The following is a 26,380-nucleotide window of genomic DNA, read 5'->3' as shown; positions in this document are numbered from 1 at the left end:
CTAGTCCAACCCTTCTTCACCCAGCAGATGCCGCCCTTGCTGGTCCTCCACCTCAATCACCCAGAGGTCGGGGTCAAAGCTGCGCTGGCGTTGAATGGCGTCGTCTACGTCCCCCTCGGGACCGGAGGACAGCTCGACCCATTTGCGCTCACCGCTCATCAGGTCAAAGCTGCGTTGAAACGCCACCGCGTGTCCGTCAAGCGTGTTCAGTTTGACCAGCACTGCGCCTGCGGTGTCATCGCCATGGGTCACAACAAAGGCCGGAATGTCCTGAAACCGCAGCCGCGCCAGATAGGCGTGGACCCAAAAGTCAGCCGTCAGGCGGGTCATGCGTTGCCGTCTTTGAAATCCAGACCCATTTCCGAGTAACGCTCGGACTCCTCCAGCCAGTTGGGCCGGACTTTCACCTGCAGGAACAGGTGGATCTTGCGGTCGAGGAACTCTTCCAGCTCGGCCCGTGCCGCCTGGCTGACGGCTTTGATGGTCTCGCCGCGCTTGCCCAGCACGATGCCCTTGTGGCCGTCGCGCATGACATAGATGACCTGATCTATCTTGGCCGAGCCGTCCTTGCGCTCTTCCCAGTTCTCGGTCTCGACCGTCAGCTGGTAGGGCAGTTCCTGATGCAGGCGCAGGGTCAGTTTCTCGCGCGTCATCTCGGCTGCGATCATGCGCATCGGCAGATCGGCGATCTGATCTTCGGGGTACAGCCACGGTCCCTCGGGCAATTCCGAAGCCAGCCATTTGCGCAGGTCGTCGACGCCATAGCCGCGCTCGGCTGAGATCATGAAGGTTTCGGCAAACGGATAACGCGCGTTCAGGTCGCTGGTCAGCGCTAACAGCGCTTCAGAGGGCACCTTGTCGATCTTGTTGATAGCCAGCGCGATCTTGCGGCCCTGCCCGATCTCTTCCAAGCCTTCGAGGATGCGTTCGACCCCTTCGGTGATGCCGCGATGGGCCTCGACCATCAACACAACCACATCCGCATCTGCGGCCCCGCCCCACGCGGCGGCAACCATGGCGCGGTCCAGACGGCGGCGGGGTTTGAACAGGCCCGGCGTGTCGACAAACACCAGTTGCGCGTCGCCCTCCATCGCCACGCCGCGAATACGCGCGCGGGTGGTCTGCACCTTATGCGTCACGATCGAGACCTTGGCCCCAACCATGCGGTTCAGAAGGGTGGATTTGCCCGCATTGGGCTCTCCGATCAGAGCGATAAATCCGGCGCGTGTGGTCATGTGTCCTGCGATCCTGTTTGCAAGTGCGCACCCCTATAGCAGAAAGCCGTGGCGGGCCAGAGGGTTTTGTCGCATTGCAGCCATGCGTCCGAATTGGCAGAACCAAGGTACGCCACGCCGAACCCAGCCAGGCGATCAATCCTTCAATGAGGCAGACATGAAACGCCGTGAGTTTCTTTTGGGCAGCGGGGCCGCTGCAGGAGCGTTGGGATTGGGCAAATTCGGGCTGGCAGCAGGTTCTCAGGAACTGGTCATCCAGCCAGCCAGCTTTGCCCTGCGTGAACAGGTGACGACCGGCATGGTCAGTCTGACACCGGACGCACCTCCCCCGGTTCTATATGGCAAGCAGGGCGAAGTGATGCGCCTGCCGGTTCGCAATACCCTACCTGATTACACCGCAATGCACTGGCACGGACTTCGTATTCCGAACGACATGGATGGGGTGCCCTACCTGACCCAGATGCCGATGAGCGAGGGCGAGGTGTTCGACTATGAATTCACTCCGCCAGATGCGGGTACCTATTGGTATCACCCCCACTGCATGACGATGGAACAGATGGCCCACGGCCTGACCGGCGTGATGGTTATAGCCGAACCCGAAGGCCCCGGCTTCGACAGCGAACAGGTGGTCAACCTGCGTGACTTCCGGCTGGATGAGGACAGCGTTTTCCTGCCCTCCTACACCGCGCGTGGGGCGGCGCGGGCCGGGACGTTTGGCAATGTGCAGACGGCCAACTGGCTGGACGCACCGACCTATGACCATACCGCAGGCGGGCTGGTGCGGCTGCGGGTCGTCAATACCGACACCACCCGCATCTACAAACTGCATCTGGACGGTGCCGAGGCGCGGATCATCGCGTGGGACGGCCACCCAGTCGAGTTCGATATCCCGATGCCCAACGCAGAGGAGCCATTACTGGTTGGTCCCGGCCAACGCGTGGATTTTGCGGTGACGATGCCCGCAGGTGAAGGGCAAACGGTCGATTTGATGGCCAAATTTCCCGGCCAACCGCATCGGGCCATGGCGCAATTGCGGGCAACTGGTTCGTCAGCGGGGCGTGATCTGCGGGAGCTACACCCATTGTCGGTGAACCCGGTGGCCAGGCCCGATTTGACCAGCGCCGAGCTGCACGAGTTTGCCTTTGGCTGGACTCCCGAAGGCAATGAGCCGAACAACGGGTTCTGCGGCTCACTGGGATATAATTTCTGGTCGATCAACCGGACGCCATGGCCCGGTGATGCGGCACAAGGCGTTGGACCTCTGGCAACGCTGGAAATGGGCAAAAGCTATGTCCTGCGGCTGCGCAATAAATCCCCCAATCTGCATCCGATCCACCTGCATGGCCTGGCCTTCGTACCGCTGAAATCAAACCTGCGTGCCTTGCCGCCGTTGATGACGGACACGATGCTGTTGCTCAAGGACGAAGTGGTCGAGATAGCTCTGGTCGCGGACAATCCCGGCGACTGGGCGTTTCATTGCCATGTAATTGAGCATCAGAAAACCGGACTGACGGGTTTTATTCGGGTGGTTTGAAGCTCGAATCGGCTGAGTCGTTCAAACGAAGTAAAGAGGCGCGGCGCTGAGTTCGCCTGGCTATTTAGGCAGACGATCCAACAAAGCCTTTGCCGCCGCCTGCTCGGCCTGACGTTTTGATCCGGCGGTGGCCTGTGCTTCGGTTCCGTCCTGAAGGCGGGCCGCGATGGTGAAAACAGGGGCGTGGTCCGGGCCGCTGCGCTTGATTTCAACGTAGCTGGGCGGCTTTTGCCCCCGCGCCTGCGCCCATTCCTGCAGCGAGGTCTTGGCGTCGCGCGCGTCAGCCTCGACGGTATGGATGCGGTCGCCCCAGAGGGCGAGGATCACGTCGCGCGCTGCCTCGAACCCGGCGTCGCGGTAGATGGCGGCGATCACTGCTTCCATCGCGTCGCCCAGCAGGGCCTGTTTGCGGCGGCCCCCGGACAGCATCTCGGACCGCCCCAGTTTCAGAACTGCGCCCAAATCGATCTGGCGAGCGACATCGGCGCAGGCTTCCTTGCGAACAAGTGCATTGAAGCGCGGAGCAAGCTGACCTTCGGAAGCCTTACGGTCAGCCTCAAGCAGCGCGGTCGCCATGACGAGGCCCAGAACGCGGTCGCCCAGAAACTCCAGCCGCTGGTTGTCGGGCCGGGTTGGGGACGACACGGACCCGTGGGTCAATGCGCGCACCAGCAGCTCGGGGTTAGAGAACTCATACCCCAATCGCTGCTGAAACGCCTTTATGTCGGCCGAAAGCTTCAATTGACCGCCTTGAAGAAACGGTCGCTACGCCACGTCCAGAAGAACAGCATCGACCGTCCCGCGGAGGAGAACATGATGCGGTCCGCGCGGCCGATCAGGTTTTCGTAAGGCACGTAACCAACCCCACCGGCCGATTGCGGCAGGCGGCTGTCGCTGGAATTGTCGCGGTTGTCGCCCATGAAGAAATAGTGGCCTTCAGGCACGGTATAGATGCCGGTATTGTCCGACGCCTGATTGCCAATGTTCAGCACGTCATAGGAAACACCGTTCGGCAGGGTCTCGATCAGGCGAGACTTTTCGCAGACACCTCCGATCCCAACGGGCCCGTTTTCACAGCGCGGGCGCAGACGTTGTGGACCCTGCGGCGCAGCGACTTCGGTAAAGACGCCATCAGGCTGTTGCGGAACCGGAGTACCGTTCAGAACAATTTGCCCCTCACGGATCTGAATGCGGTCGCCCGGTAGGCCAATCAGGCGTTTGATATAATCGCGCCCTGTGACCGGGTGGCGAAACACGATGACGTCTCCGCGTTCCGGCTCACCACCCAGCAAACGCGAGTTATCGTCCCCCTGCATCCAGCCACATACATCCTCAGCATCAATGTTCAGGCCGACGCTGGGGATGATCAGGCTGGGGCATGAGGCGTAGGAATAGCCATAGGCCATCTTGTTGACGAACAGGAAGTCCCCGATCAGCAGGGTCTGCTTCATCGAACCGGACGGAATCCAGAATGGCTGAAAGAACAGGGTGCGGAATACGCCCGCTATCAGCAGGGCGTAAACGATGGTTTTGACCGTCTCCCAAAAGGCGTTACCTGTCTTGGCTTCCTCGGCCATACTGCTCTCCAGTCCTTGCGTTGTTGGGGTGCTACATGCGGGTCAGGTAGGGGCAAGTCAAGGCTGCGCGGTGCCTTCGTGAAGCGGGCGCGCTTCGATCACAACAAAGGCCTGCGCCCAGGGGTGATCATCGGTCAAAGTGACGTGGATGATCGCCTCATGACCTTCGGGCGTCATTTCATTCAGACGCTCGGCGGCCCAGCCGGTGACATGCATCACGGGCTGACCGGTGCGCAGATTGGTGACGGCCATGTCTTTCCAGGCAATACCCATACGCAACCCGGTGCCCAGTGCCTTGGAGCACGCCTCTTTCGCGGCCCAGCGCTTGGCATAGGTGCCGGCGGTGTCGTGGCGGCGTTCGGCCTTGCGTTGTTCGGTTTCGGTGAAGACACGGTTGCGGAACCGGTCGCCGAACCTGTCGAGGGTGCCCTGAATACGCTCGATATTCGCAAGGTCTGTGCCGATGCCGAGGATCATACTAGTTGCTCTCTAAGATGCACTTCGCGCCTGAAATACAGTGGTTTCCATCCACAGCCAGTAACGACAGATTCCGATGGATACTATCGCCCAAATCAGAAGGATTCCGTTCCCCTTCAAAATAGCTGAAATATCCAACTGTCCTCCGTGGGTCATCACGTAAATTAGAACCGAAATCTGAACAACCCACCACACAGCGACCGCTAAGCACACCATGTACGCAGCGTTGTACCACAATGCAAAGTCAGAAACGGGTTCAGGGTATCGCTTAAAAATCCGAGACGTCTCGAGAATGGTCGCCAAAGCAATCGGTAGAACAAATACCTTAACTGGAAAGAAGAAGGCTGCATCGAAACCAAATATTGTTGTGCCTTCTTTGGAAACCCAAAGAAACTGGAACATCACGAAGAAAGCCAAGAAGCGGAAGCGGTTGAACAACAAAGCCCGGTCGTATTTTTTAGACGTGTCAATCACTACAACCGCACCGTCAAAATCTTATAACTCGCCACCCCGAAGAACCCCGCAAAGGCCAGATCGAACCAGCGGCGGGCACATCTGTAGGCGCGGACCATGCGCTCTGACGAGAAAAGGAACGCGTAGCCGATGAAGATCAGCAGTGAGCCTGCATAGAGCATTGAAAAATAGCCGAGCAGCATCGCGAGGCTGGAATCATTTGGCGCGACGATCGCATAGATCGACCCCCAACTGAGGATTGCTTTGGGATTGGTCAGGTGAATGGCTGCACCCTTGGCGAAGATCGTGCCAAGCGAGCCTTTGACCGGTTTCCCTAACGCCACTACATCTGAGGTCATGGCCCGGCGCAGGGCTTTCAAGGCCAGCCAACCCAGATAAGCCACGCCGACATAGCGGATGACCTCGAACACCCAGACATTGGCAAGCATAATTGCGGACAATCCAAGCGCTGCGGCGATGCCCCAGGCAGCAGACCCCGCGCAGATACCCAGTGCAAAGGCAAGACCGGCAGTGCGGCCTTCGTTCATCGCGGTGCCGGCAATACCCATTGTCGCTGGTCCCGGAGAGCCCCCGGCCATCAACCAGGCGAACCAGATGGCGACAAAGCCGGGCGTGATCATGCTCGCGCCTCATCCATCAGGCGGCGCATCTCGGCAATTGCCGGGGTGAGCCCAAGGAAAATCGACTCGCCGATCAGGAAATGGCCAATGTTCAGCTCGCGCACTTCAGGGAAGGCGGCAACGGGTTTCACCGTGTCGTAGGTCAGGCCGTGGCCCGCGTGGACTTCCAGCCCCAGCGAATGGGCGAAGGCAGACATCTCGCGCAGAGATTCCAACTCGCTCGAGGCCTCGTCCATGCGACCTTCGGCATGGGCGTCGCAATAGGCACCGGTGTGCAATTCAATGACCTCAGCGCCGATGCGATGGGCGGCCTCGATCTGACGCTGGTCGGCGGCGATGAAGATGGACACGCGGCACCCTGCCTCACGCAGAGGGGCGATGTAATGGGCCAGCTTGTTTTCCTCGCGCGCCACTTCAAGACCGCCTTCCGTGGTGCGTTCCTCGCGCTTTTCCGGGACAATGCAAACGGCATGTGGCTTGTGGCGCAGTGCGATTTTCTGCATCTCGGGAGTTGCCGCCATTTCAAAGTTCAGCGGCACCGACAAGACCTCCATCAGCCCGTCGATATCAGCGTCCGAGATGTGGCGGCGGTCTTCGCGCAGGTGTGCGGTGATACCATCGGCACCGGCATCCTCGGCCAGTTTGGCGGCACGCAGCGGGTCGGGATAAGCTCCGCCACGAGCGTTGCGGACGGTGGCCACGTGATCGATATTCACGCCCAGACGCAGGAGTTTGTCAGACATCGCTAGATTCCTTTCCCGAATTTTGGCCCGAGCCTAGCGGGTTTGTCACAGGAACGGCAGTCTTGGTTTCGGCCAAACGCTTGATTTCCTCGAACTTCGCTTTGATCTTATCGCGGCGGCGTTGCTGATAGGTGCGGATCAGCGGCAGACTAAGGTAAAAGCAGACTATTCCGGCCAGAATACCGGGAAAGATGCCGCCGATCAGATAAGGGTAGAACACCTCGCGGTAGAAGATACCCAAACCGTGCCAATCAGCCACCCGGTCGGTAAACACAGCGATCAGGTTGTCCTTAAGATCCCCGATCGCATTTGCGAATTTGCCCATCAGACCATGCGTGTCGCCTTCCTGAAACTCGGTCCCCAGCAAATAATGCCCGGTCTGCAGGCAGACGACACCTATGGGTACATAGGTAAGAGGATTGCCGAAGAACGTCCCGCTAAGCGCGGCCAGAATATTGCCGTTGATCAGGCGGGCCAGCACTGCGGCGACCACGAAATGCAGCCCGTAGAACGGCGTGAACGCAGCAAAGACCCCCGCCCCGATCCCGCGCGCGATGCGTTCAGGGGAATCCGGCAGGCGACGGACGCGGTGTTTGACATAGTGAAAGGCCCGGGTCCATCCGCCACGGGGATAGACGAATTCCGAAGCGATCTGGACAGGCGAGCGTCGATCTCGGCGCTTGAATACCACTCCTGATCACCCCTTCTCAGCCAGCCGCAACGGCGGGTTTGGTCCTGTCTCTGAATCGTTCGACCGCGGCAACGTCGCTTTCGGCCTCAAGCATCAGCATCAGCGAATGCAGCTGCTCCAGATCGCGCAACTCGACACTGACCAGAAGACGGTAAAAATCCGGTTTGCGATCGACGAATTCCAGGTTCGAGATATTGGCCTTTTTCTCACCGATCAACGTGCAGATACGTCCCAGCACACCGGCATCGTTGCCAATGGTCACGTCCAGCGTCGCACCATAGACCGCAGGGTGCGTCCCCGAGTGCCAGTGCAGATCGACCCATCGGTCGGGTTCGCCTTCGTAATCGGACAGACGGTCACAATCGATGGCGTGCACGACCACGCCCTTGCCCCTATAGGTGATGCCTACGATGCGCTCACCCGGCAGCGGCTGACAGCAGGGCGCGCGTTCGAATTTCTGCCCCGGCTCAAGACCGATCACCGCGCGGCGCAGCGGTATCGCGTCGCCTTCGTCCTGTGTAAGTTCGGGGTAGACCGCGCTGACGACGTCGTGGGCGGTCAGTTCGGCGCTGCCGAGGCGCGCCAGCAGCTCGTGCCGGTCCTTCAGACGCAAATGCTTGGCGGCCGTGTCGAGGGCCTTATCGGTGGCCTTACGACCCACGTTTTCGAACCCGGACCGGGCCAGCTCTTTGCCCAGTTTGATAAAGCGTTCGCGGTCCACCTCGCGCAGGGCGCGGCGGATGGCGGTGCGGGCTTTGCCGGTAACGGCAATCTCAAGCCATGTGACCTGCGGTGTCTGACCATCGGCTGTTATGATATCCACCGATTGTCCGTTCTTGATCCGGGTCCATAGGGGCACGCGGATGCCATCCACCTTGGCGCCCACACAGGCATGGCCGATCCGGGTGTGGATCGCATAGGCAAAATCAATCGGCGTCGCTCCACGTGGCAGTTTTACCACGTCACCCTTGGGCGTGAAGCAGAACACCTGGTCGGAGTACATTTCCAGTTTGACGGCTTCGAGGAAGTCTTCGTGATCCTCCTCGCTGTCGAACTGCTCGGTCAGATTGGCAATCCACTTTGCCGGGTCAACGGCAAAGGGGTTTTCCGAGCGCACACCGTCGCGATAGGACCAGTGCGCCGCAACGCCGGTTTCGGCCACGTCATGCATCTGGCGGGTGCGAATCTGCACCTCGACCCGTTTGCCATCGCGACCCGAGACCGTGGTGTGGATTGAACGATATCCATTCGATTTCGGCTGACTTATATAGTCCTTGAACCGACCCGGCACAGCGCGCCAGCGCTGGTGGATCGCGCCAAGAGTGCGGTAACAGTCTTCTTCGGACTGGGTGATGATACGGAAGCCATAGATGTCGGACAGACGCGAGAAACCCTGATCCTTTTCCTGCATCTTGCGCCAGATCGAATAAGGTTTTTTGGCGCGGCCAAACACTTCGGCGTCAATTCCCGCTTTTTCGAGCTCATGCCGCATGTCACCGGTGATCCGGTGGATCACGTCGCCGGTTTCGCGTTGCAGAGTGATAAAGCGGCGAATGATCGACTGGCGGCCTTCGGGGTTGAGGACACGGAAAGCAAGATCCTCCAGTTCCTCACGCATCCATTGCATACCCATGCGACCTGCAAGCGGAGCGTAGATATCCATCGTCTCGCGCGCCTTAACGACCTGTTTCTCGGGCCGCATCGCCTTGATCGTGCGCATGTTGTGCAGGCGGTCCGCAAGTTTGACCAGAATGACCCGCAAGTCCTTGGACATGGCCATGAACAGCTTGCGGAAATTCTCGGCCTGCTTCGTTTCGCGGCTGGAAAGCTGCAGGTTGGTCAGCTTGGTGACGCCGTCGACCAGCTTGGCGACCTCTTCCCCGAACAACTCGGACACTTTGCTGTAATTGGCTTTGGTGTCCTCAATCGTGTCGTGCAGCAGCGCCGTGATAATGGTCGCATCATCCAAACGCTGTTCGGTCAGGATGGCGGCAACGGCAACGGGATGGGAAAAATAGGGTTCGCCGGAATGGCGGAACTGGCCTTCGTGCATCTGCTTGCCGAACTCGTAGGCACGGGCGATGCGCTCGGCATTTGTCTTGGGGTTGTAGTTGCGGACCAGCGCAATCAGGTCGTCAGCAGAAATCATCCGGTCCGCACCTTCATTTTCGGGGGTTACCCCTGGCCTTGAGCCTCCATCAGAGCGCGCAGCAGCTTCTCTTCGGACATATCGTCATCGGCTGGTTTGTCCGATTCAGCACCCATCAGCAGAGCCATCTGATCTTCTTCCGGCTCGTCCACCTCAATCTGAGTCTGGTTGGCCTCAATCAGGCGTTCGCGCAGCTCGTCAGCGCTTTGGGTTTCGTCGGCGATCTCGCGCAGCGACACGACGGGGTTTTTGTCGTTGTCACGGTCCACGGTGATCGGACCGCCGGCGGAAATCTCGCGCGCACGATGGGCGGCAAGCATCACCAGTTCGAACCGGTTCGGAACCTTGTCTACGCAATCTTCAACCGTCACGCGGGCCATGGGGCGCTCTCCGTTTCTGAATCCATGTCAGGAAGACGTTTATCTAAGGGCGAATCTCTGCCTTGACAAGCGAGAAATGCCGCAATCCGACCGATTACAACGGGGTGACTGCCGCGACGTCTTCGGCGGGCAGGTCCGAAAGCATTTCGGTAACTGTCCGACCCAGCACCGGATGGCGCCAGCCGGGGGTTACATCTGCCATCGGAACCAGAACAAAGGCCCGATCCTGAAGGCGCGGGTGCGGCAAGATCAACGTGTCCGGGGCCTGCTCTTTCTGTGCTTCAGGCGCCAATGTCAGCCACCTGTCAAATTCGGCGTGATCCGGCAGGACAAGATCACCATACAATACCAGATCAAGATCCAGGGTACGCATGCCCCATCTTTGCACCCGCTCACGACCAAATTCGCGCTCGACCTCATGCAGCAGGTTCAGCAGCTCGGCAGGGGACATTTCTGTCTCAATCAGGGCTGCCGCGTTCACATAGTCCGGACCGGCACCGGCGGGAAAACAAGGAGTCTCGTAGAAGCGACTGACTGCGCGAATCACCACTCCCTGACGCAAAATGGCGTCAATCGCCCTTTGAAGTGTCACCTTGGGCCCAGAGTCTCTCAAATTGAGATTTGCGCCCAGTGCAATGAGGGCTTCTGACGTCGATTTGCTCATTTTACTCCCAATATTCGGCGAATTGCATACTTGCGGTACATATTAAAAGCCCTAATTATAGGCATATCAGAGCGCCGTTTATTTCCTAACTCACTCACGTAACACCCGGCGCACTGGTTTGTACCGGAAGGATCTATTTATGTTTTATAAAGACGAACGGCTAGCGCTGTTCATCGATGGCTCGAATCTTTATGCGGCCGCAAAAGCACTGGGGTTTGATATCGACTACAAATTGCTGCGCCAAGAGTTCATGCGACGCGGCAAAATGCTCAGAGCTTTTTACTATACAGCGCTACTGGAAAACGACGAGTATTCGCCGATCCGCCCGCTGGTTGACTGGCTGCATTACAACGGCTTCACCATGGTGACAAAACCGGCCAAGGAATACACCGACAGCATGGGGCGCCGGAAGGTCAAAGGAAACATGGATATCGAGCTTACTGTCGATGCCATGGAACTTGCGCCGCGTGTTGATCATATTGTGCTATTCTCGGGCGATGGGGATTTCCGCCCGCTGATAGCCAGCCTGCAGCGACAGGGCGTGCGCGTTTCGGTGGTTTCGACCATCCGGAGCCAGCCGCCGATGATTTCGGACGAACTGCGTCGTCAGGCCGATAATTTCATCGAACTGGAAGACCTGCGCGACGTGATCGGGCGGCCTCCGCGCGAGATGCCTATGGAACCGCGCAGCGTCGCGGCGGCTGGCGGACAATAGGTCCCGGCCACTCACTACCGGGAAAAGAATGCGGCGCGGTCGGGATATCACATCCTGACCGCGCCTTTTTAACTAGGAACAGGTGCTCAAACACCTATTGGTTAGCACCGATTCTTGTCAGTGAAATGACAAGGACCTGTCTGGACCATGGCCACGAAAAGACTTACCTGTGGCCTATGGAGATCACGACATGACCAACCCGCCCCTGACCCTTTACCTAGCCGCCCCGCGCGGGTTTTGCGCCGGTGTCGACCGGGCGATCAAGATCGTCGAAATGGCGCTGCAGAAATGGGGGGCGCCGGTTTATGTGCGCCACGAAATCGTGCACAACAAATTTGTCGTCGACGGGCTGCGCGCCAAGGGTGCGGTTTTTGTCGAAGAATTGGACGAATGCCCCGATGACCGCCCGGTCATTTTTTCCGCCCATGGCGTACCGAAATCCGTCCCCGCAACGGCGGCGCAGCGCGAGATGATTTATGTGGACGCAACCTGTCCTCTCGTGTCCAAGGTGCATGTCGAAGCACAGCGTCATGCGGATGCCGGCTTGCAGATGATCATGATCGGCCACAAAGGCCACCCCGAGACCGTCGGCACCATGGGTCAACTGCCTGAAGGCGAGGTACTGCTGGTCGAGACCGTCGAAGATGTAGCCACTGTGCCGGTGCGCGATCCCGGCAAACTGGCCTTTGTCACCCAGACAACCCTGTCGGTGGACGACACCAAGGACATCGTAGCTGCACTCGAAGCGCGGTTCCCGGCTATTGTCGGCCCGCACAAGGAAGACATCTGCTACGCAACCACCAACCGGCAAGAGGCCGTCAAAGCGGTGGCCCCAATGTCAGACGCTCTGTTGGTCGTGGGCGCGCCAAACTCGTCCAACTCGCGCCGCCTCGTCGAAGTCGCCTCGCGCGCCGGATGCAATTATGCGCAGCTGGTGCAACGGGCTGTCGATATCGACTGGCGGGCGCTGGAGGGGATTTCATCCGTTGCCATCACGGCAGGCGCATCAGCGCCGGAGGTGCTGGTCAATGAGGTGATTGATGCCTTTCGTAATCATTTCGATGTCACGGTCGAGATGGTTGAGACTGCCGTCGAAAATGTTGAATTCAAAGTGCCGCGTGTGCTTAGAGAACCTGCATGAGCGGCGTACCAAGGGCGCCGTTCTTTCTGGGTCTGGCAGGTTTGATCCCTTTTGCCTGGGGCGCTTTGACCTACCTGAATGGTGATTTGAATGACTGGGGCAGACAGGCATTGGGACCGCGGTTCGTGGGACCATATGTGCAACTGTTCTACGGCTCGGTTATCCTAAGCTTCATGTCCGGCGTTCTGTGGGGGTTCGCCACCAAGACCTCGGGCAGCAAGGCGGCGACGTGCTATGCTATGTCCGTCCTGCCCGCATTGTGGGCGTTTTTGAAAACAGGTGGTGGACCGGTTAGTGCCGGAATCAACCTGATGTACGGCTTTGCCGGATTGCTGGTGCTGGATGCCATCTTTTCGTATTGGCGACTGACACCCACCTGGTGGCTGAAACTGCGACTACTGCTGACCGTCGTCGCCCTGCTATGCCTCGCTGTCGGAGTGTATCTGTGACCGATAAAAAAACGATCAACGCCTATACGACCCGTGTGGCCGAGTACCTGAGCATTCCCTTGCCCCCGGAACAGATCGAGGCCCGCATGGCATTTGCCGAGGCCATTGTTGAAGGCGGTTATGTTCTGGATCTGGGGGCGGGTCCCGGATCAGACAGCGCGTTCTTCCTGCGTGAAGGGCTGAAGGTACGCGCGCTGGATGCAACGCCGGCCTTTGTCGAATACGCACGTGAACACGGCGTGGATGCCCATCTGGCCACATTTGACGATGTGACCGAAGAGGCGGAATACGACGGCATCTATGCCAGCTTTTCGCTGCTGCACGCCCCGCGCAAGGATTTCCCGCGGTACCTTGCGGCCATTCACAAAGCACTGAAGCCCGGGGGCATATTCTTCCTTGGCCTGAAGCTGGGAACAGGTGAGCATCGCGACGATCTTGACCGGCACTATACCTATTTCTCCCAAACCGAAATCGAAGCTGCACTGGCCGAAGCGGGTTTCACAATAGACCGGATCTCCACCGGCATGGGTACGGGGTTGGCCGGGTCTTATGACAGTTTCATTCTGGTGCTCGCCCATGCCTGAGTTGTTTGCCTATACCGATGGTGCCTGTTCCGGCAATCCCGGCCCCGGTGGCTGGGGCGTGCTGCTGCGCGCGATGGACGGTGACAAAGTCCTGAAAGAACGTGAGCTGAACGGAGGTGAACCCGAGACCACTAACAACCGTATGGAACTGCTGGCGGCGATCAGCGCACTGGAAACGCTCGAGCGCGCATCGAAAATCACGGTTGTCACCGACAGTGCCTATGTGAAAAACGGCGTGACCGGGTGGATGTTCGGGTGGAAGCGGAACGGCTGGAAGACCTCACACAAGAAGCCTGTCAAGAATGTCGATCTGTGGCAGCGACTGGATGAGGCGCAGGCCCGCCATGATGTGACATGGGAATGGGTCAAGGGGCACGCGGGTCATCCCGAAAACGAAAAAGCTGACCAGCTTGCCCGAGAGGGCATGGCCCCGTTCAAACCAAAAAAGGCGCAGGCGTGAACGGACTTGCCCTGCTGGATTATGCCTCGGTTCTGATCTTTGCGCTGACGGGCGCACTGGTGGCCAGCCGGGCGCAACTGGATCTGGTGGGGTTCGGCTTTGTCGCCTGTTTGACTGCGGTGGGCGGTGGTACGATCCGCGACCTGTTGCTGAACCGCCATCCAGTGTTCTGGGTCGGGCAGCCCGATTACGTCCTGATTGCCGCGGGCGCGGCTGTTCTTGTGTTCTTTACAGCCCATCTGGTGGAAAGCCGTTACAATTGGCTGGTCTGGCTGGTTAGCTTTGCCCTGGCGACAGCAGTGGCAGCGGGCACGGGCGTGGCCTTGTCACTCGGACAATCCGGTACAATTGTTGTTTTGATGGGAATCACAACCGGCTGTCTGGGCGGGCTGATGCGCGACGTCGTCTGCAACGAAGTTCCGCTGGTCCTGAAACAGGGGGAGCTTTATGTGTCCTGCGCCTTTGCTGGCGCAATGGCCGCCGTGCTGGCTGCACGGTCTGGTTTTGATGAACTGGTCACGCTGGCGGCTTGCGCGCTTATCTGCTGGGCTCTGCGGGCCGGATCGCTGCTGTTTGGCTGGAAACTGCCCGTCTACAAAAGCCGCCCTCCTCGCCGGTAACCTGGCCCCGTGCTTTTGGAAATGCCGCGCCGTGTGGCAGGATGCCAATAACGGATTCGACGACCGCAGGGAGGCACCCATGAATATGGAAAAAATACTCAACGAGTTCGACGAAGCCTATAACAAGGCGTTCAACGCGGGGGATGCCAAAGCCTGTGCCGCGTTCTTCACGGAAGATGTCATGCTCCTACCCCCCGGAGAACCAATGACGCGCGGAAGAAAAGCATTCGAAGATACCTATCGGTCTCGAATAGACGAGAATACCGGCGGTACGCATACAAATGAACTGATCGACTACGGTGTCGAAGGTGACATGGCATACCAGGTCGGATCGTATGCCATCGAAGACACAGATCCGCCGGAAAAGGGCAAGTTTGTCAATATTCTAAAGCGTCAAAACGACGGCTCGTGGAAGGTCAAGGTATCCATCTTCAACAGCGACTTGCCCTGACCCGCCGCCGTGAATAACGTCAGCTCCGCAGGTAGGTCTGCCAGGTCCAGATCACGAGCAACGCCCCCAGAACCGCGCCGACAAAGCCTGATAGCCAGCCCATCACGGTCACCAGAGCACGCAACAAGAAACCGCCCATCAGGGCACCGACGATGCCGATCAGCATGGTCGTCGGAATATCAGCTTCGATCCGCATCAGACGGGTGGCCAGAAATCCGGCTGCGGCACCGATCACGATCAGGGCGATCACGGGCACGTCACTTCCTCCAATGGGTCGGCACAATAACCAGTGCGCCGATGGATGACACAATGGCATTCACGCCCGGGGACCCAAAGGCAAGGCTAAAGCCGAACATTCTGCCAAACATGATTTGCGCAAAGAAAAACAGAAACGCGCCGCCGATACAAATGATGATGGATTGTAGGTATCCGTTGCGGGTAAAGCCGGATTTTTCAGCGAGGCTCCCAACGGCGGCCGCGATGAGCACCGTTCCCATCAATGTCATATACAAATCAGTCGTTCCCTCTCAAATCCGGCTTCCCTTGGCCACCGGCCAGCCGAGCAAAAACACACTTGTATCCTGCGCACCTTTACCTGCCCGTTGCAGACGCAACAGGTCAATCGCCCCGTCCCCACAGGCCACGCGGAGTGTGTCATTCAAAACCTCTCCGGGCGCGCCCTGCCCCTCGGCAAGCCGCGAGGCCAGCAGCTTGACGCGGTCGCCTTCGATCTCGGTCCATGCCCCGGGAAAGGGTGAAAGGCCCCGAATCTGGCGGTCAATTTCTGTCGCTGGTCGGGCCCAGTCCACCCGTGCTTCGGCCTTGTCGATTTTCGAGGCGTAGGTCACACCGTTCTCGGGCTGCGGCTCGGGCGTCAGGTCGGGCAATCGGCTCAACGCCTCGACGATCAGCTCCGCGCCCATGGCAGACAGGCGGTCGTGAAGCCGTTCCGTGGTTTCCTCGGCCCCAATGTCGGTGGCCTTGCGCAGCAGAACAGGACCGGTATCCAGGCCGGCCTCCATTTGCATGATACAGATGCCGGTCTGCGCGTCGCCAGCCATGATCGCCCGATGGATCGGCGCCGCGCCGCGCCATCGGGGCAGCAGACTGGCGTGAATATTCAGACACCCATGTATGGGAGCGTCCAGAATAGGCTGCGGCAGCAGCAGCCCATATGCAACCACCACGGCCACGTCGGCGTTCAACGCGGCAAAAGCATCCTGTTCTTCGGCGGATTTCAGGGAAACCGGGTGACGGACAGTCAGACCAACGGCCTCGGCACGCGCATGAACCGGTGTCGGCCTGTCCTTTTTACCTCGTCCGGCTGGGCGCGGGGGCTGGCAATATACAGCTGCGATCTCATGCCCGGCCTCGACCAGCGCATCCAGCACTGGGACCGAGAATTCGGGCGTGCCCATAAAAATGACGCGCATCTCTACCCCTGTTTCCTGGCTTTGCGCAGCAGCATGTCGCGTTTGACCTTGCTGAGACGGTCGAAATACATCTTGCCGTTCAGATGGTCGATCTGGTGCTGAACGCTGGTGGCCTCAATCCCAACAAAGTCGCGACGGTCAACTATACCCTGTTCATTAAGGAACCTTACCGTCACGGCGCGAGGGCGTTTCACCTTGGCCGACACACCGGGCAAGTTCGGGCTGGCCTCATCATGTTCGCGCAGTTCAACCGAGCTGTGAAGGATTTCCGGGTTGGCCAGTTTTACCGCCCTGCCCCGCTCGGTCGAGCCATCCACCACGGCCAGCCGCAGCATGACCCCGATCTGAGGCCCGGCCAGGCCAACGCCGGGCATCGCCTCCATCGTGTCGATCATGTCGTCCCAGATCGCACGAACTTCGTCGGTGATCTCGGAAACATCTTCAGCCCTGGTCCGCAGGCGTTTGTCGGGCCAGGGAAGGCAAGTGCGGACGGTCATGCGCGAGCCCGTTCTCGTTTCAGCTTCTGCATCTTGCGGGTAATCATCTGGCGTTTCAGCGGCTTGAGGTAATCAATGAACAGCTTGCCGTTCAGGTGATCGATTTCATGCTGAACGCAGGTTGCCCAAAGGCCGTCAAACGTTTCCTGCCGCAAGTTGCCATCCCGGTCCATCCACGTGACGTCCACCACTTTGGGGCGGGTCACCTCGGCGAATTGCTCGGGGATCGACAGGCAGCCTTCCTCATATACATTTGTCTCATCAGAGGACGCGATGACCTCGGGGTTGAACATAACCAGTGGGCGCGGCGTCTCGCCCTCTTCCTTGACACAATCCAGCACGATCAGCCGTTCAAGGACACCAATCTGTGGTGCCGCAAGACCGATGCCGGGCGCGTCGTACATCGTCTCCAGCATGTCATCAGCCAGCTGGCGCAGCTCGTCCGACAGGTCAGCCACCGGCGCGCAGACCTTTTTCAGGCGGGGATCGGGATGGATCAGGATATTGCGTTTCATGAGGCTGATTTAGGCCATCATGCGTCCCGCCGCAACGCCCCCCTTGCACCTGCGGGATTTGTAGCTAGCTTTCGGCAGGACAGATGGAGAAGACATGACTTTCAACGACCTGATCGACCGCCGGGGAACCAACAGTTCCAAATGGGACAAGATGGAAAAGCTGTATGGTGTTTCGCCCGAGGACGGGCTGGCCATGTGGACAGCGGATTCCGATTACCCCACAGCGCCTCGTGTGATTGACGCAGTTCGTCAGGCGGCGGATCACGGGGCCTTTGGCTATTCCTGGACGCACCCGGACTATCTGGCTTCGGTCCAGTGGTGGATGAAAAACCGCCACAACTGGGAGATCGACACCGATTGGGTACTGACCTCGCAGGGGTTGGGCAATGCGATCGCTTTGTGCCTGGATGTCTGGACCGAACCGGGTGACGGCGTGGTCATCTTCACCCCCGTCTATCATGAGTTTGCCCACAAGGTGAACAAGTCAGGACGCCGGGTGGTCGAATGTCCGTTGGTGCGTCAGGGCGACACCTACGGTCTGGATCTGGAAGATGCACAGTCGCGGCTGGACGGGTCAGAAAAGCTGCTCTTGTGGTGCTCGCCGCAAAACCCTTCGGGTCGCGTCTGGACACCGGACGAACTGCGCGCAGCGGCCGCGTTCGCCGAGCGCAACGGGCTCATTCTGGTCTCGGATGAAATTCATCACGATCTGGTTTACCCCGGATACACCTTTGTGCCGATGGATGTCGCCGCACCCGATGCGCGGCCATGGACAGTTACACTGACAGCGGCGTCCAAAACGTTCAACATCGCCGGGCAGCGAACGGGCAACATGATCATCCCCGATCCTAAACTGCGCGCGGCCATGCGGCACCGGATACAAACGCTGGACTACGATCCCAGCGCGCTGGGCGTAGCGATGATCACTGCCGCCTATTCTCCGGAAGGGGCTGCATGGGTCGATGAGCAGATCGCGCACCTGTTGGGCAACCGCGAAGTTTTTGACGCCACCATCGCTGAAATCCCCGGTTTGTGGTCCATGCCTCTGCAGGCGACTTTTCTGGCCTGGGTCGATTTCTCGGGCACCGGAATGAACCACGACGAATTCGTCCGACGCCTGCGCGAGGATGCAAAAATCGCCACATCTTCCGGCCCCGGCTTTGGCACGGGCGGAGAGACTTTCGAGCGGTTTAACCTGGCCACGCAGCGCGCGCGGGTCGAGGACGCGTGCGAACGATTGAAACGCGCATTCGCCGATCTGCAGTAGAGCGTGCGGCGGCTCGCGCTCATATCTCTGGCAGTCGTTCTGGCTGGCACCGCGTGGAACGGTTGGCACCGTTTCGGTCCTCGACCGCCCGCCCCGCCCATGGCACCACAGGCTACGCAGATCGACCACATTCTGATCGAAAAATCCGCGCGCAGATTAACCGCTTCTCTGGACGGTGCCGTCGTCATGCAAGCGGACGTGGCGCTGGGGTTCGCACCTGAGGGCGACAAACAACAGGAAGAGGACGGAAAGACTCCGGTCGGGATTTTCAGGATCGATCGGCGTAATCCGCGGAGCGCCTTCCATCTTTCGCTAGGGATCGATTATCCCCTGCCGGAGGATATCGAACGCGGGCAAAGTCAGGGAATTGACCCCGGCGGGGACATCTTCATTCACGGCCAGCCGAATGGGGTCACAGGCATCACGCTGCCCGGTGACTGGACTGCTGGCTGCATCGCGCTTTCGAACTCCGAAATCGCGCAACTTTGGAGTCTGACCCCAAACGGTACCGTAGTGGAAATCCGCCCCTAGTCCTCGTGCCCAAGCAACGCAATTGGTGCGTCTGGATCGCGGTAGAAGTCCAACGGCGCCTTGTCCGCCGCAGCGGTGCTGCGCTTGAACTCATAGCGCATCTCACCGGCTTGATCTTCATCCGCGATGATCAGGCATTGATATAAATGGCGCGCACCATCGTAGATATCGACAAGACCGCGTAGTTGAGGCGTGGTTGCTGCCTCAACCGTGAATCCATCCTTCCACAATCTCAGTATCTTGAAGGTATTGTCGCCAAACTCAACACGAAGGCGGCTGGTCTTCTTCAGACCCGCGATTCGCGCCGCATCCAATTCAGCGCTAATTTCCTTTGAAACATAGGTCGTCATAATCAATTTCCTTCGGCAATGGACTCTATTGTGCCGGAACAACTGTAAAAATCCAGTGAAGCGGGTCCTGAGATGCGGGCCGAATTCAATCTGTTGCGCGGAAATCCTAACTGATCCTGTGCACAAACGCAGGCCCGGTGCGCGTTGTCTCGCATAGGAAGCCGCGTCGCGACTCCCTATGTTTGTTGAAATCGCTATGCGGAGGATTTGAGATGGGCCTGTTGGTCGACGGCAAATGGCGCGACACCTGGTATGACACGAAATCGACCGGCGGAGCGTTCAAACGCAGCGCCGCGCAATTTAGAAACTGGGTAACCGCAGATGGCAGCGCTGGCCCCTCTGGCAAGGGTGGGTTCAAAGCCGAGCCCGACCGCTATCATCTCTATGTCAGCTATGCGTGCCCGTGGGCGCATCGCACGCTGATCTTCCGCGAGTTAAAGGGGCTGAGCGAACTGGTTTCGGTGTCGGTTGTACACCCAGACATGCTGGACAAGGGCTGGACTTTTGAAACCGACGCACACGGCGCGACCGGAGACGACCTGAACGGGCTGGGTTACGCTCATCAGATTTACACCAAAGCCGACCCCAACTATTCGGGGCGCGTGACCGTGCCGATCCTTTGGGACAAGAAACAACAAACGATCGCCTCAAACGAAAGCTCCGAAATCATCCGCATGTTCAATTCGGCTTTCGACGGGATCACCGGAAACACCGACGATTACTGGCCCGAGGCGATGCGTGACGCGATCGAAGAGGTGAACGCGCGTATCTATTCCGACGTAAACAACGGCGTTTACAAAGCCGGCTTTGCCACCACACAAGAGGCCTATGACGCCGCAGTGCATCCCCTGTTCGAAACGCTGGATTGGCTCGAGGAACGTCTAAGCTCAAACCGTTATCTGATGGGTGACCGCGTGACCGAGGCCGACTGGCGGCTGTTCACCACTTTGATCCGGTTCGATCCGGTCTATCATCTGCATTTCAAATGCAACCGGCGGCGCCTGATCGATTACCCGAACCTCTGGGCTTACACTCGCGAGCTGTACCAATGGCCAGGTGTTGCGTCGACGGTGAACATGAACCACATAGTGCGCCATTATCACTTTAGCCACGACACCATTAACCCGAACCGGATCATACCGACGAACCCAATTCTGGATTACCTCGAGCCGCACGGGCGCGGTCAGCGGCCTGCCGCGTAATGCTCCACCATCGCCGCCAGATCCTCTGGCGGCGTCGCGCTCTGCACATAGGCGCAGGCATTCGGGCTATGGGCAAAGATCGAACCATCCGAGAAGAAGGTGGTATTGGTGACGAAGATCACCCGGGCCTCAGGCCGGCGGTAGCTTGCGAAATCGGCAACAGCCAGCGCGCTGCCTGTCTCCAGCACCAGATCCAGCACAATGATATCAAAATCCTGGCCATACAGCGCCAGGATCGCGGCCTCTTGCCCGGCGACAAGCGTAACCTCGGCGCCGTGCCTTTCCAGATGTCTTTTCCAGACCCGACCAAGATCGGGATTACTCTCAACAATCAAAACATTCATTTGCAACAACCTCGGCACTTAGTAGAGCATGTGGTGCCGACCCCCGTGGAATGTGATCACGCTTATTCCTTAACAAAATGTTAATGACCCCTGTCAGAGGCTCCGATCACGCGGAATTGCTTGTGCAAACGGCAAAAATCCGCTTGAAGCAGGCCGATACAGGCGATTCCGGCGAGAAATCCGATGGCAGGCCACGACGAAAAATTGAACCCCCGCGCCGCGCGCGACCATGGCGGAGGGCTGGACGGTGCCATCGCCACTTATGGCGGCGCGCGTGCTGACTGGCTGGACCTTTCCACCGGAATCAACCCGCATCCGTATGAGGTGTCGGGGCTGATCCCGTCGGACTGGGCTGAATTGCCCGACCACGGGGCGTTTGAACGCCTGGCGGATGCTGCGCGCAGGTTCTGGTCGGTGCCCGAGGGGGCGGCGATCCTGCCCGCGCCCGGCGCCTCGGCCGTTATTGCCCGCATACCGGGCCTGGCCGCGCAGGGCCGGGTCCAAATCACAACGCCGACCTATAACGAACACGCGGCCGCGTTTACCGCTCAAGGCTGGGCAGTTCAATCGGACGGCCCCGCCGAGGCCCGCGTAATCGTGCACCCGAACAACCCGGATGGACGGGTATGGAGCGAAGCAGATGCCAACGCCCCTTTGACCGTGATCGACGAAAGTTTTTGCGATGTCAGCCCCGAGGCCTCGCTGATCCATATGGCAGAGCGGCCCGGCGTGATTGTGCTTAAGAGCTTTGGCAAGTTCTGGGGGCTGGCCGGGCTGCGGCTGGGGTTTGCCATTGGCCAGCCGAATCTTATCGCCCAACTGAATGACCTGACCGGACCCTGGGCTGTTTCCGGACCGGCATTGCGAATTGGCGAGGTGGCGCTGAATGATACCTCTTGGGCCGATGCTACGCGCGCGCGCCTGATCGAAGACACAAAACGACTGGACCAGCTTGTCACCGCCAAGGGGGCGACCCTCGCCGGTGGCACCACTCTGTTCCGCCTGTATAACGTCGAGAACGCCGTTGACTGGCAGGCCCGTCTGGCCGCCGCCCAAATCTGGAGCCGCGTTTTCCCATATTCCCGAACCTACCTGCGACTTGGCCTGCCGCCCACTGATGGCTGGGACAGGCTGGAGGCCGCGCTGTGAGCACCTCTTTCCTGCTGATCTGCGCCATGTGTCTGGACGCGGCACTGGGGGAGCCGGACTGGCTGTGGTCGCGGATGCGTCATCCAGCAGTCATGATCGGCACGGTGATCGGCTGGTTGGATAAACGCCTGAACCAGGGCGCGCAGCGGCGATTGAAAGGCGTCGCCGTCGTGGTGTTGTTAGTCTTTGGAGCGTTGCTCCTTGGCCGAACACTCGCGCTGTTAGGGCCAGTGGTTGAGGTCATCCTCTGCGCCATCCTGCTGGCGCAGAAATCGCTGGTACACCACGTGCACGATGTAGGCGACGGGCTGCGCGCCTCGCTGCCTGAAGGTCGCGCCAAGGTCGCCATGATTGTCTCACGCGACACGCGCGACATGACAGAGGCTCAGGTGGCTCGTTCCGCAATCGAAAGCGCCGCAGAAAACCTGAGCGATGGGGTTATCGCACCCGCCTTCTGGTTTCTGATCGCCGGGCTGCCCGGCTTGCTGATCTATAAGACCGTCAACACAGCCGACAGCATGATCGGTTACCGCACCGAAAAATACCGCGAGTTTGGTTGGGCATCGGCCCGGCTTGACGACGCATTGAACCTGATCCCCGCCCGCCTGACCTGCGTGATGATCGTGGCCCTGTCCGGCCAATGGGCTCAATGGTCCGAGATGGTAGCGGATGCCCGCCGCCATATCTCACCCAATGCGGGCTGGCCCGAGGCCGCCATGGCGCGCGCCCTGAATGTGGCTCTTGCAGGCCCGCGCAGCTATGACGGAAAAGTCCGCGACCTGGCTTGGGTCAACGGCGACGCTCCACGCGAGATTGGAGCGCCGGAGGTTTTCCGCGCATGCGACATGCTGTGGAAGGTTTGGGGGCTTGCGCTTGGCCTCGTGTCAGTGTGGTTTGGGTTCAGCCATTTTTTCTGACGGACCTGCTCATGCGCTTTCTCTCCGGCTTTGTTGCCGCCGCCCTGCTTGCCTCGCCCGCGCTTGCCCAATGTGGCGGCGGGTTCAACTCTTTCGTGAAGGGGCTGAAGACTGAGGCCGTTCAACAAGGGTTTGATAAATCGACGGTAAACTCTTTCTTCGAGGGCGTGCAGCAGGACGGTGCCGTGCTGAAAGCCGACCGTGCGCAAGGCGTGTTCCAGAAACCATTCATTGATTTCTCCCGCCACCTGATCTCACAAAACCGGATCGAGCGTGGCCAGGCCATGTCGCGAAAACACGACGCGGTGTTTGACAGGATCGAGCGTGAATATGGCGTCTCGCGCGGGGTATTGCTGGCCTTCTGGGCGTTCGAGACCGATTACGGCGCGTTTCAGGGAGATTTCAATACCCGCAATGCACTGGTCACGCTGGCTCATGACTGCCGTCGGCCCGAACTGTTCCGCCCTCAGATCTTTGCGGCCATCGAGCTGCACCAACAAGGCAACTTCGACCCGGCCCGAACCACCGGTGCCTGGGCCGGAGAGATCGGCATGGTGCAGATGCTGCCACGCGACATTCTGGAAAACGGTGTCGATGGGGACGGTAATGGCAAGGTGTCTTTGAAAACTTCGGCGCCGGATGCGCTGATGTCAGGGGCCAAGATGTTGTCCCATCTTGGCTGGCAGCCAGGCCAGCCGTGGCTGCAGGAAGTGACAGTGCCCGCCCAGATGGACTGGTCACTGTCCGGCCCCGGCAAAGCCCGACCAGTGTCCGAATGGCAGGCATTGGGGGTGCAGCCGCGCAACGGGTCTTTAGCCAACCTGCCCGCCTCGCTGATCCTGCCGCAGGGGCACAAGGGGCCAGCCTTTCTGGCCTATCCGAATTTCGACGTCTATTTCGAATGGAACCAGAGCTTTGTCTACGTCCTGACCGCCGCCTATTTCGGCACCCGACTGGAAGGCGCGCGGATCTACGACGCGGGGAACCCGGCGCAAGGTCTGTCAGGAGCGCAGATGAAACAACTGCAGACCAAACTGCAGGCACGCGGATACAACGTGGGCAAAATCGACGGAATTCTCGGGGCCGGAACACGGGCGGCCGTTCAGGCCGAACAAGCGAGGCTGGGCCTGCCTGCGGATGCCTGGCCTACGGCGGATTTGCTGAGCCGCCTTTGAATCAACATCGGCTCTGAGCCCTTTGGCGCCATTGCAGAAGAACAAACATGTAAACATCGAAGATGCTAAGTGGGCGGGTTCAGCGGCGCGATAACATTTTCTATTCTCTACAAACTGTTAAGCACTCACCAAAGCAGCTTCGACCCCTAGCGCAATGCCAAGCAGATCAAGGTCAGCCTCCGGGCGCCCGTCAAGTTCCAACCCCACAGGTAGATGATCCCCTTCCAAAGCCTTCAGAGGAACCGAAATTCCCGGAGCGCCATACACGCCAGTTGCGGCAACATTTCGCATAAATACCTGCAATATTGGCACATATTCCCCGTTCAGGAAAAGGGCCTCATCAGATCCCTCAATTGGTGGTGCTTCGAGTGGTGCAGTCGGAAAGATCAGGGCATCGAGATTATGATCCTCAAACAGCCTTAGATAATTCCGTCTGATCTCATCGATCCTGGCGATTGCCTCACGATAAGTGGTCTCTGATGGCGCGCCGTCACCCAAAACCGAATTGACATAGGAGTCCTTAACGTCCTTGCTGGCGATTTTGGCGACCATGTCCTGCAATGTTGTGTTCGGCTGCGCTTGAGACAGGTATGCAGTCATCGCACTTTTCATCTCATAGAACCCAACGGAGAAACCCACTTCAAAGGATGCAGAGCTTATCGGTGATATGTCGACTTCGACAAAGGTAACGCCAGCCTGCTCGATCCTTGCGAAAGCGTCGCTGACAGCGCGAGACACATGGGGCGAAAGGTTCAACATGTAGTCTTTTACCAAACCCAGACGCACGCCACGCAGATCGCGAGGAGCGGGCATTGGTTGATGCGTCATAATTGAATTCAGATACGCAACATCCCCAACGTTTGTCGCCATGGGACCGGCAACGTCAAACGTGGGGACAGAAGGAACAATGCCTCTCATATTTATCAGCGCGGTCGAGGGGCGAAACCCTGCCACGCCTGTCAGTGCGGCGGGAACCCTTACTGAACCCGCGGTATCGGTTCCGAGCCCGCCTAAGACGATCCCGGACGCAATTGCTGCAGCGGTTCCACCTGACGACCCGCCCGGGATACGGGTAAGATCGGCCGGGTTTCGAACGGCGCCGAATGCTGCGTTATTGGACGTCACTCCAAACGCAAGTTCGTGCATGTTGGTCTTGCCAATTACAATTGCACCCTCGGATGTCAGGCGGGATACAATCGGGGCCGACTTCGATGCCATATAGTCGATGCCCGGGGTGCCGGCAGTGGTCCAAAACCCTTCGACATCGATATTGTCCTTGATTGCAAGCGGTACACCGGCCAATCGCCCTGCGTTGCCTCCAGAGGCAACCAGTCGATCAATCCTTCGCGCGTCTGCCAAGGCCTTGTCCCGGTCATATGAAATGAAGGCATTGATTTCACTGCTGGAAGCCATGTTTTCGAACGCTTGCTCAACCAGCAAGCGCGCCGAGAGGGTTCCGCTGCGAACCTGCCTTGCTTTTTCAACGACAGAGCCAGACATCTGCTGATTACCTACCAAAGTAATAAATGCGTCTGACGTTCATTTTGGTCGATATTCCGCTCAGCACCAAACTGTTTGGCGGAAATTCACCCGAGCGCGCCAATGCTTCATCGAATGCGCCAGATTTTTTGCTATAACTGCATAAAGCAGTTTTGCTCAAATCGTAGTTATTGACAAAAAACTTATTCCGGTCGAACCGGATAGCGATCACCATTCTTATCGATCAGGATCAACCTTTCGCCACTGCGGACATACAAGTCACAGCGACCGAAGCCGTTGCGATAGGCGATACAGACACTGCCATCCTCGGCAATGCTATAGGTGCCAAAGGCGGATTCTCCGCTTGCATAGGTATAGGAATAGGCCCCACCCGCCGAATATCTGGACTGGCCATCGTCATAGAAAGTCAGCGTACGCCCGGCCAGTGCGTCCAGTTCCTCGGGGCTGAGGGGGACGTCTCCGGGCTTGGTCGGCCATTCCGCAGCCGTTAACGGGCTTGCGACTAACACAGCGAGGATCAGAAAACGGATCATGCG

35 protein-coding genes are annotated in these 26,380 nt (G+C 58.9%); 14 read left to right on the top strand and 21 right to left on the bottom strand.

Going from position 1 to position 26,380, the window contains the following annotated elements; genetic code table 11:
* On the bottom strand, positions 1-330 hold the full coding sequence (locus tag GOX66_RS17415) for a DUF1491 family protein (RefSeq protein ID WP_170764018.1): 330 nt from the start codon (positions 328-330) through the stop codon (positions 1-3).
* Positions 327-1,235 (bottom strand): GTPase Era, encoded by a 909-nt coding sequence (gene era / locus GOX66_RS17410; RefSeq protein WP_170764017.1) that lies wholly within the window; start codon positions 1,233-1,235, stop codon positions 327-329. Before era ends, GOX66_RS17415 begins: the two co-directional genes overlap by 4 nt.
* Before the next feature lie 157 nt (positions 1,236-1,392).
* Between era and GOX66_RS17405 the strand changes: the two genes are divergently transcribed.
* Positions 1,393-2,769: a multicopper oxidase family protein gene (locus GOX66_RS17405; protein ID WP_170764016.1), complete on the top strand. Its 1,377-nt coding sequence runs from the start codon at positions 1,393-1,395 to the stop codon at positions 2,767-2,769.
* A gap of 60 nt (positions 2,770-2,829) precedes the next feature.
* Here GOX66_RS17405 and rnc read toward each other — a convergent pair whose 3' ends face one another.
* The 10 genes from rnc to folK all read right to left on the bottom strand — a co-directional run bounded on the left by rnc (position 2,830) and on the right by folK (position 10,544).
* A complete protein-coding gene (gene rnc, locus GOX66_RS17400; RefSeq protein WP_170764015.1) occupies positions 2,830-3,510 on the bottom strand; it encodes a ribonuclease III in 681 nt (226 codons plus the stop codon).
* Positions 3,507-4,346, bottom strand: a complete 840-nt coding sequence (gene lepB / locus GOX66_RS17395; RefSeq protein WP_170764014.1) for a signal peptidase I — start codon at positions 4,344-4,346, stop codon at positions 3,507-3,509. Before lepB ends, rnc begins: the two co-directional genes overlap by 4 nt.
* Positions 4,347-4,403: 57 nt before the next feature.
* Positions 4,404-4,823, bottom strand: coding sequence for a holo-ACP synthase (acpS, locus tag GOX66_RS17390; RefSeq protein ID WP_170764013.1), 420 nt, complete (start codon positions 4,821-4,823; stop codon positions 4,404-4,406).
* Positions 4,824-4,835: 12 nt separating this feature from the next.
* Entirely contained in the window at positions 4,836-5,297 is a 462-nt protein-coding gene (locus tag GOX66_RS17385) for a hypothetical protein (protein ID WP_170764012.1), read from the bottom strand.
* Positions 5,297-5,917 (bottom strand): LysE family translocator, encoded by a 621-nt coding sequence (locus tag GOX66_RS17380; protein ID WP_170764011.1) that lies wholly within the window; start codon positions 5,915-5,917, stop codon positions 5,297-5,299. The genes GOX66_RS17385 and GOX66_RS17380 overlap by 1 nt, the downstream gene beginning before the upstream one ends.
* A complete protein-coding gene (locus GOX66_RS17375; protein ID WP_170764010.1) occupies positions 5,914-6,660 on the bottom strand; it encodes a pyridoxine 5'-phosphate synthase in 747 nt (248 codons plus the stop codon). Before GOX66_RS17375 ends, GOX66_RS17380 begins: the two co-directional genes overlap by 4 nt.
* A complete protein-coding gene (locus GOX66_RS17370; RefSeq protein WP_170764009.1) occupies positions 6,653-7,351 on the bottom strand; it encodes a DUF2062 domain-containing protein in 699 nt (232 codons plus the stop codon). The genes GOX66_RS17375 and GOX66_RS17370 overlap by 8 nt, the downstream gene beginning before the upstream one ends.
* 16 nt (positions 7,352-7,367) lie before the next feature.
* Positions 7,368-9,500 (bottom strand): RelA/SpoT family protein, encoded by a 2,133-nt coding sequence (locus GOX66_RS17365; RefSeq protein ID WP_170764008.1) that lies wholly within the window; start codon positions 9,498-9,500, stop codon positions 7,368-7,370.
* Between the two features lie 26 nt (positions 9,501-9,526).
* The gene (gene rpoZ, locus GOX66_RS17360; protein ID WP_010437681.1) at positions 9,527-9,880 is read right to left on the bottom strand and encodes a DNA-directed RNA polymerase subunit omega; all 354 of its coding nucleotides are present in this window, start codon (positions 9,878-9,880) and stop codon (positions 9,527-9,529) included.
* Positions 9,881-9,974: 94 nt separating this feature from the next.
* On the bottom strand, positions 9,975-10,544 hold the full coding sequence (gene folK, locus GOX66_RS17355; RefSeq protein ID WP_170764007.1) for a 2-amino-4-hydroxy-6-hydroxymethyldihydropteridine diphosphokinase: 570 nt from the start codon (positions 10,542-10,544) through the stop codon (positions 9,975-9,977).
* A 139-nt stretch (positions 10,545-10,683) separates the two neighbouring features.
* On the opposite strand from folK, the gene GOX66_RS17350 reads away from it, so the two are divergent.
* From GOX66_RS17350 to GOX66_RS17320, 7 genes are all read left to right on the top strand, one after another.
* Positions 10,684-11,259, top strand: coding sequence for a LabA-like NYN domain-containing protein (locus GOX66_RS17350; protein WP_058283597.1), 576 nt, complete (start codon positions 10,684-10,686; stop codon positions 11,257-11,259).
* 190 nt (positions 11,260-11,449) lie between these two features.
* Complete coding sequence (ispH, locus tag GOX66_RS17345) at positions 11,450-12,400, top strand: 4-hydroxy-3-methylbut-2-enyl diphosphate reductase (protein WP_170764006.1); 951 nt, start codon at positions 11,450-11,452, stop codon at positions 12,398-12,400.
* The gene (locus GOX66_RS17340) at positions 12,397-12,849 is read left to right on the top strand and encodes a DUF3429 domain-containing protein (protein WP_170764005.1); all 453 of its coding nucleotides are present in this window, start codon (positions 12,397-12,399) and stop codon (positions 12,847-12,849) included. The genes ispH and GOX66_RS17340 overlap by 4 nt, the downstream gene beginning before the upstream one ends.
* On the top strand, positions 12,846-13,433 hold the full coding sequence (locus tag GOX66_RS17335) for a class I SAM-dependent methyltransferase (RefSeq protein ID WP_336509497.1): 588 nt from the start codon (positions 12,846-12,848) through the stop codon (positions 13,431-13,433). The genes GOX66_RS17340 and GOX66_RS17335 overlap by 4 nt, the downstream gene beginning before the upstream one ends.
* Positions 13,426-13,893 carry a ribonuclease HI gene (gene rnhA / locus GOX66_RS17330; protein WP_170764003.1) on the top strand — a complete coding sequence of 156 codons (468 nt, stop codon included), beginning with the start codon at positions 13,426-13,428 and terminating at the stop codon, positions 13,891-13,893. The genes GOX66_RS17335 and rnhA overlap by 8 nt, the downstream gene beginning before the upstream one ends.
* A complete protein-coding gene (locus GOX66_RS17325) occupies positions 13,890-14,513 on the top strand; it encodes a TRIC cation channel family protein (protein WP_170764002.1) in 624 nt (207 codons plus the stop codon). The genes rnhA and GOX66_RS17325 overlap by 4 nt, the downstream gene beginning before the upstream one ends.
* Before the next feature lie 79 nt (positions 14,514-14,592).
* A complete protein-coding gene (locus GOX66_RS17320; RefSeq protein ID WP_170764001.1) occupies positions 14,593-14,964 on the top strand; it encodes a YybH family protein in 372 nt (123 codons plus the stop codon).
* A 19-nt stretch (positions 14,965-14,983) separates the two neighbouring features.
* Here the strand turns inward: GOX66_RS17320 and GOX66_RS25870 are convergent, their stop codons facing one another.
* The 5 genes from GOX66_RS25870 to def (GOX66_RS17295) are packed head-to-tail and all read right to left on the bottom strand — an operon-like array spanning position 14,984 to position 17,409.
* Entirely contained in the window at positions 14,984-15,220 is a 237-nt protein-coding gene (locus tag GOX66_RS25870) for a GlsB/YeaQ/YmgE family stress response membrane protein (protein WP_170764000.1), read from the bottom strand.
* A 1-nt stretch (position 15,221) separates the two neighbouring features.
* On the bottom strand, positions 15,222-15,476 hold the full coding sequence (locus tag GOX66_RS17310) for a hypothetical protein (protein ID WP_170763999.1): 255 nt from the start codon (positions 15,474-15,476) through the stop codon (positions 15,222-15,224).
* A 15-nt stretch (positions 15,477-15,491) separates the two neighbouring features.
* Entirely contained in the window at positions 15,492-16,397 is a 906-nt protein-coding gene (fmt, locus tag GOX66_RS17305; RefSeq protein ID WP_170763998.1) for a methionyl-tRNA formyltransferase, read from the bottom strand.
* 2 nt (positions 16,398-16,399) lie between these two features.
* Positions 16,400-16,894: a peptide deformylase gene (def, locus tag GOX66_RS17300; RefSeq protein WP_170763997.1), complete on the bottom strand. Its 495-nt coding sequence runs from the start codon at positions 16,892-16,894 to the stop codon at positions 16,400-16,402.
* Entirely contained in the window at positions 16,891-17,409 is a 519-nt protein-coding gene (gene def / locus GOX66_RS17295) for a peptide deformylase (protein ID WP_170763996.1), read from the bottom strand. The genes def (GOX66_RS17300) and def (GOX66_RS17295) overlap by 4 nt, the downstream gene beginning before the upstream one ends.
* Before the next feature lie 94 nt (positions 17,410-17,503).
* Here def (GOX66_RS17295) and GOX66_RS17290 point away from each other — a divergent pair, with 94 nt between their 5' ends.
* Positions 17,504-18,676 (top strand): MalY/PatB family protein, encoded by a 1,173-nt coding sequence (locus GOX66_RS17290; RefSeq protein ID WP_170763995.1) that lies wholly within the window; start codon positions 17,504-17,506, stop codon positions 18,674-18,676.
* 99 nt (positions 18,677-18,775) lie between these two features.
* Positions 18,776-19,207, top strand: coding sequence for a L,D-transpeptidase family protein (locus GOX66_RS17285; protein WP_170763994.1), 432 nt, complete (start codon positions 18,776-18,778; stop codon positions 19,205-19,207).
* Here the strand turns inward: GOX66_RS17285 and GOX66_RS17280 are convergent.
* Positions 19,204-19,557 (bottom strand): hypothetical protein, encoded by a 354-nt coding sequence (locus GOX66_RS17280; RefSeq protein WP_170763993.1) that lies wholly within the window; start codon positions 19,555-19,557, stop codon positions 19,204-19,206. The genes GOX66_RS17285 and GOX66_RS17280 overlap by 4 nt on opposite strands.
* 212 nt (positions 19,558-19,769) lie before the next feature.
* Here GOX66_RS17280 and GOX66_RS17275 point away from each other — a divergent pair, with 212 nt between their 5' ends.
* Complete coding sequence (locus GOX66_RS17275) at positions 19,770-20,759, top strand: glutathione S-transferase family protein (RefSeq protein ID WP_170763992.1); 990 nt, start codon at positions 19,770-19,772, stop codon at positions 20,757-20,759.
* Here GOX66_RS17275 and GOX66_RS17270 read toward each other — a convergent pair.
* Positions 20,741-21,103: a response regulator transcription factor gene (locus GOX66_RS17270; RefSeq protein WP_170763991.1), complete on the bottom strand. Its 363-nt coding sequence runs from the start codon at positions 21,101-21,103 to the stop codon at positions 20,741-20,743. The two genes, GOX66_RS17275 and GOX66_RS17270, sit on opposite strands and share 19 nt — an antisense overlap.
* 183 nt (positions 21,104-21,286) lie before the next feature.
* Here GOX66_RS17270 and GOX66_RS17265 point away from each other — a divergent pair, with 183 nt between their 5' ends.
* From GOX66_RS17265 to GOX66_RS17255, 3 genes are read left to right on the top strand one after another with little or no spacing between them, the layout of a single operon-like run.
* Positions 21,287-22,252: a threonine-phosphate decarboxylase gene (locus GOX66_RS17265; protein ID WP_170763990.1), complete on the top strand. Its 966-nt coding sequence runs from the start codon at positions 21,287-21,289 to the stop codon at positions 22,250-22,252.
* A complete protein-coding gene (cbiB, locus tag GOX66_RS17260) occupies positions 22,249-23,169 on the top strand; it encodes an adenosylcobinamide-phosphate synthase CbiB (RefSeq protein WP_170763989.1) in 921 nt (306 codons plus the stop codon). The genes GOX66_RS17265 and cbiB overlap by 4 nt, the downstream gene beginning before the upstream one ends.
* An 11-nt stretch (positions 23,170-23,180) precedes the next feature.
* The gene (locus GOX66_RS17255) at positions 23,181-24,344 is read left to right on the top strand and encodes a lytic murein transglycosylase (RefSeq protein WP_170763988.1); all 1,164 of its coding nucleotides are present in this window, start codon (positions 23,181-23,183) and stop codon (positions 24,342-24,344) included.
* Between the two features lie 117 nt (positions 24,345-24,461).
* Here the strand turns inward: GOX66_RS17255 and GOX66_RS17250 are convergent, their stop codons facing one another.
* Positions 24,462-25,844: an amidase family protein gene (locus GOX66_RS17250; protein ID WP_170763987.1), complete on the bottom strand. Its 1,383-nt coding sequence runs from the start codon at positions 25,842-25,844 to the stop codon at positions 24,462-24,464.
* Positions 25,845-26,026: 182 nt separating this feature from the next.
* Positions 26,027-26,377: a hypothetical protein gene (locus GOX66_RS17245; RefSeq protein ID WP_170763986.1), complete on the bottom strand. Its 351-nt coding sequence runs from the start codon at positions 26,375-26,377 to the stop codon at positions 26,027-26,029.
* Positions 26,378-26,380 lie beyond the last annotated feature (3 nt).

The organism is Ruegeria lacuscaerulensis (genome assembly GCF_013031245.1).
Taxonomy (GTDB): domain Bacteria; phylum Pseudomonadota; class Alphaproteobacteria; order Rhodobacterales; family Rhodobacteraceae; genus Ruegeria; species Ruegeria lacuscaerulensis_C.
The sequence above is the reverse complement of the archived record's forward strand: the minus strand, read 5'-3'. Positions and strand labels throughout refer to the sequence as shown.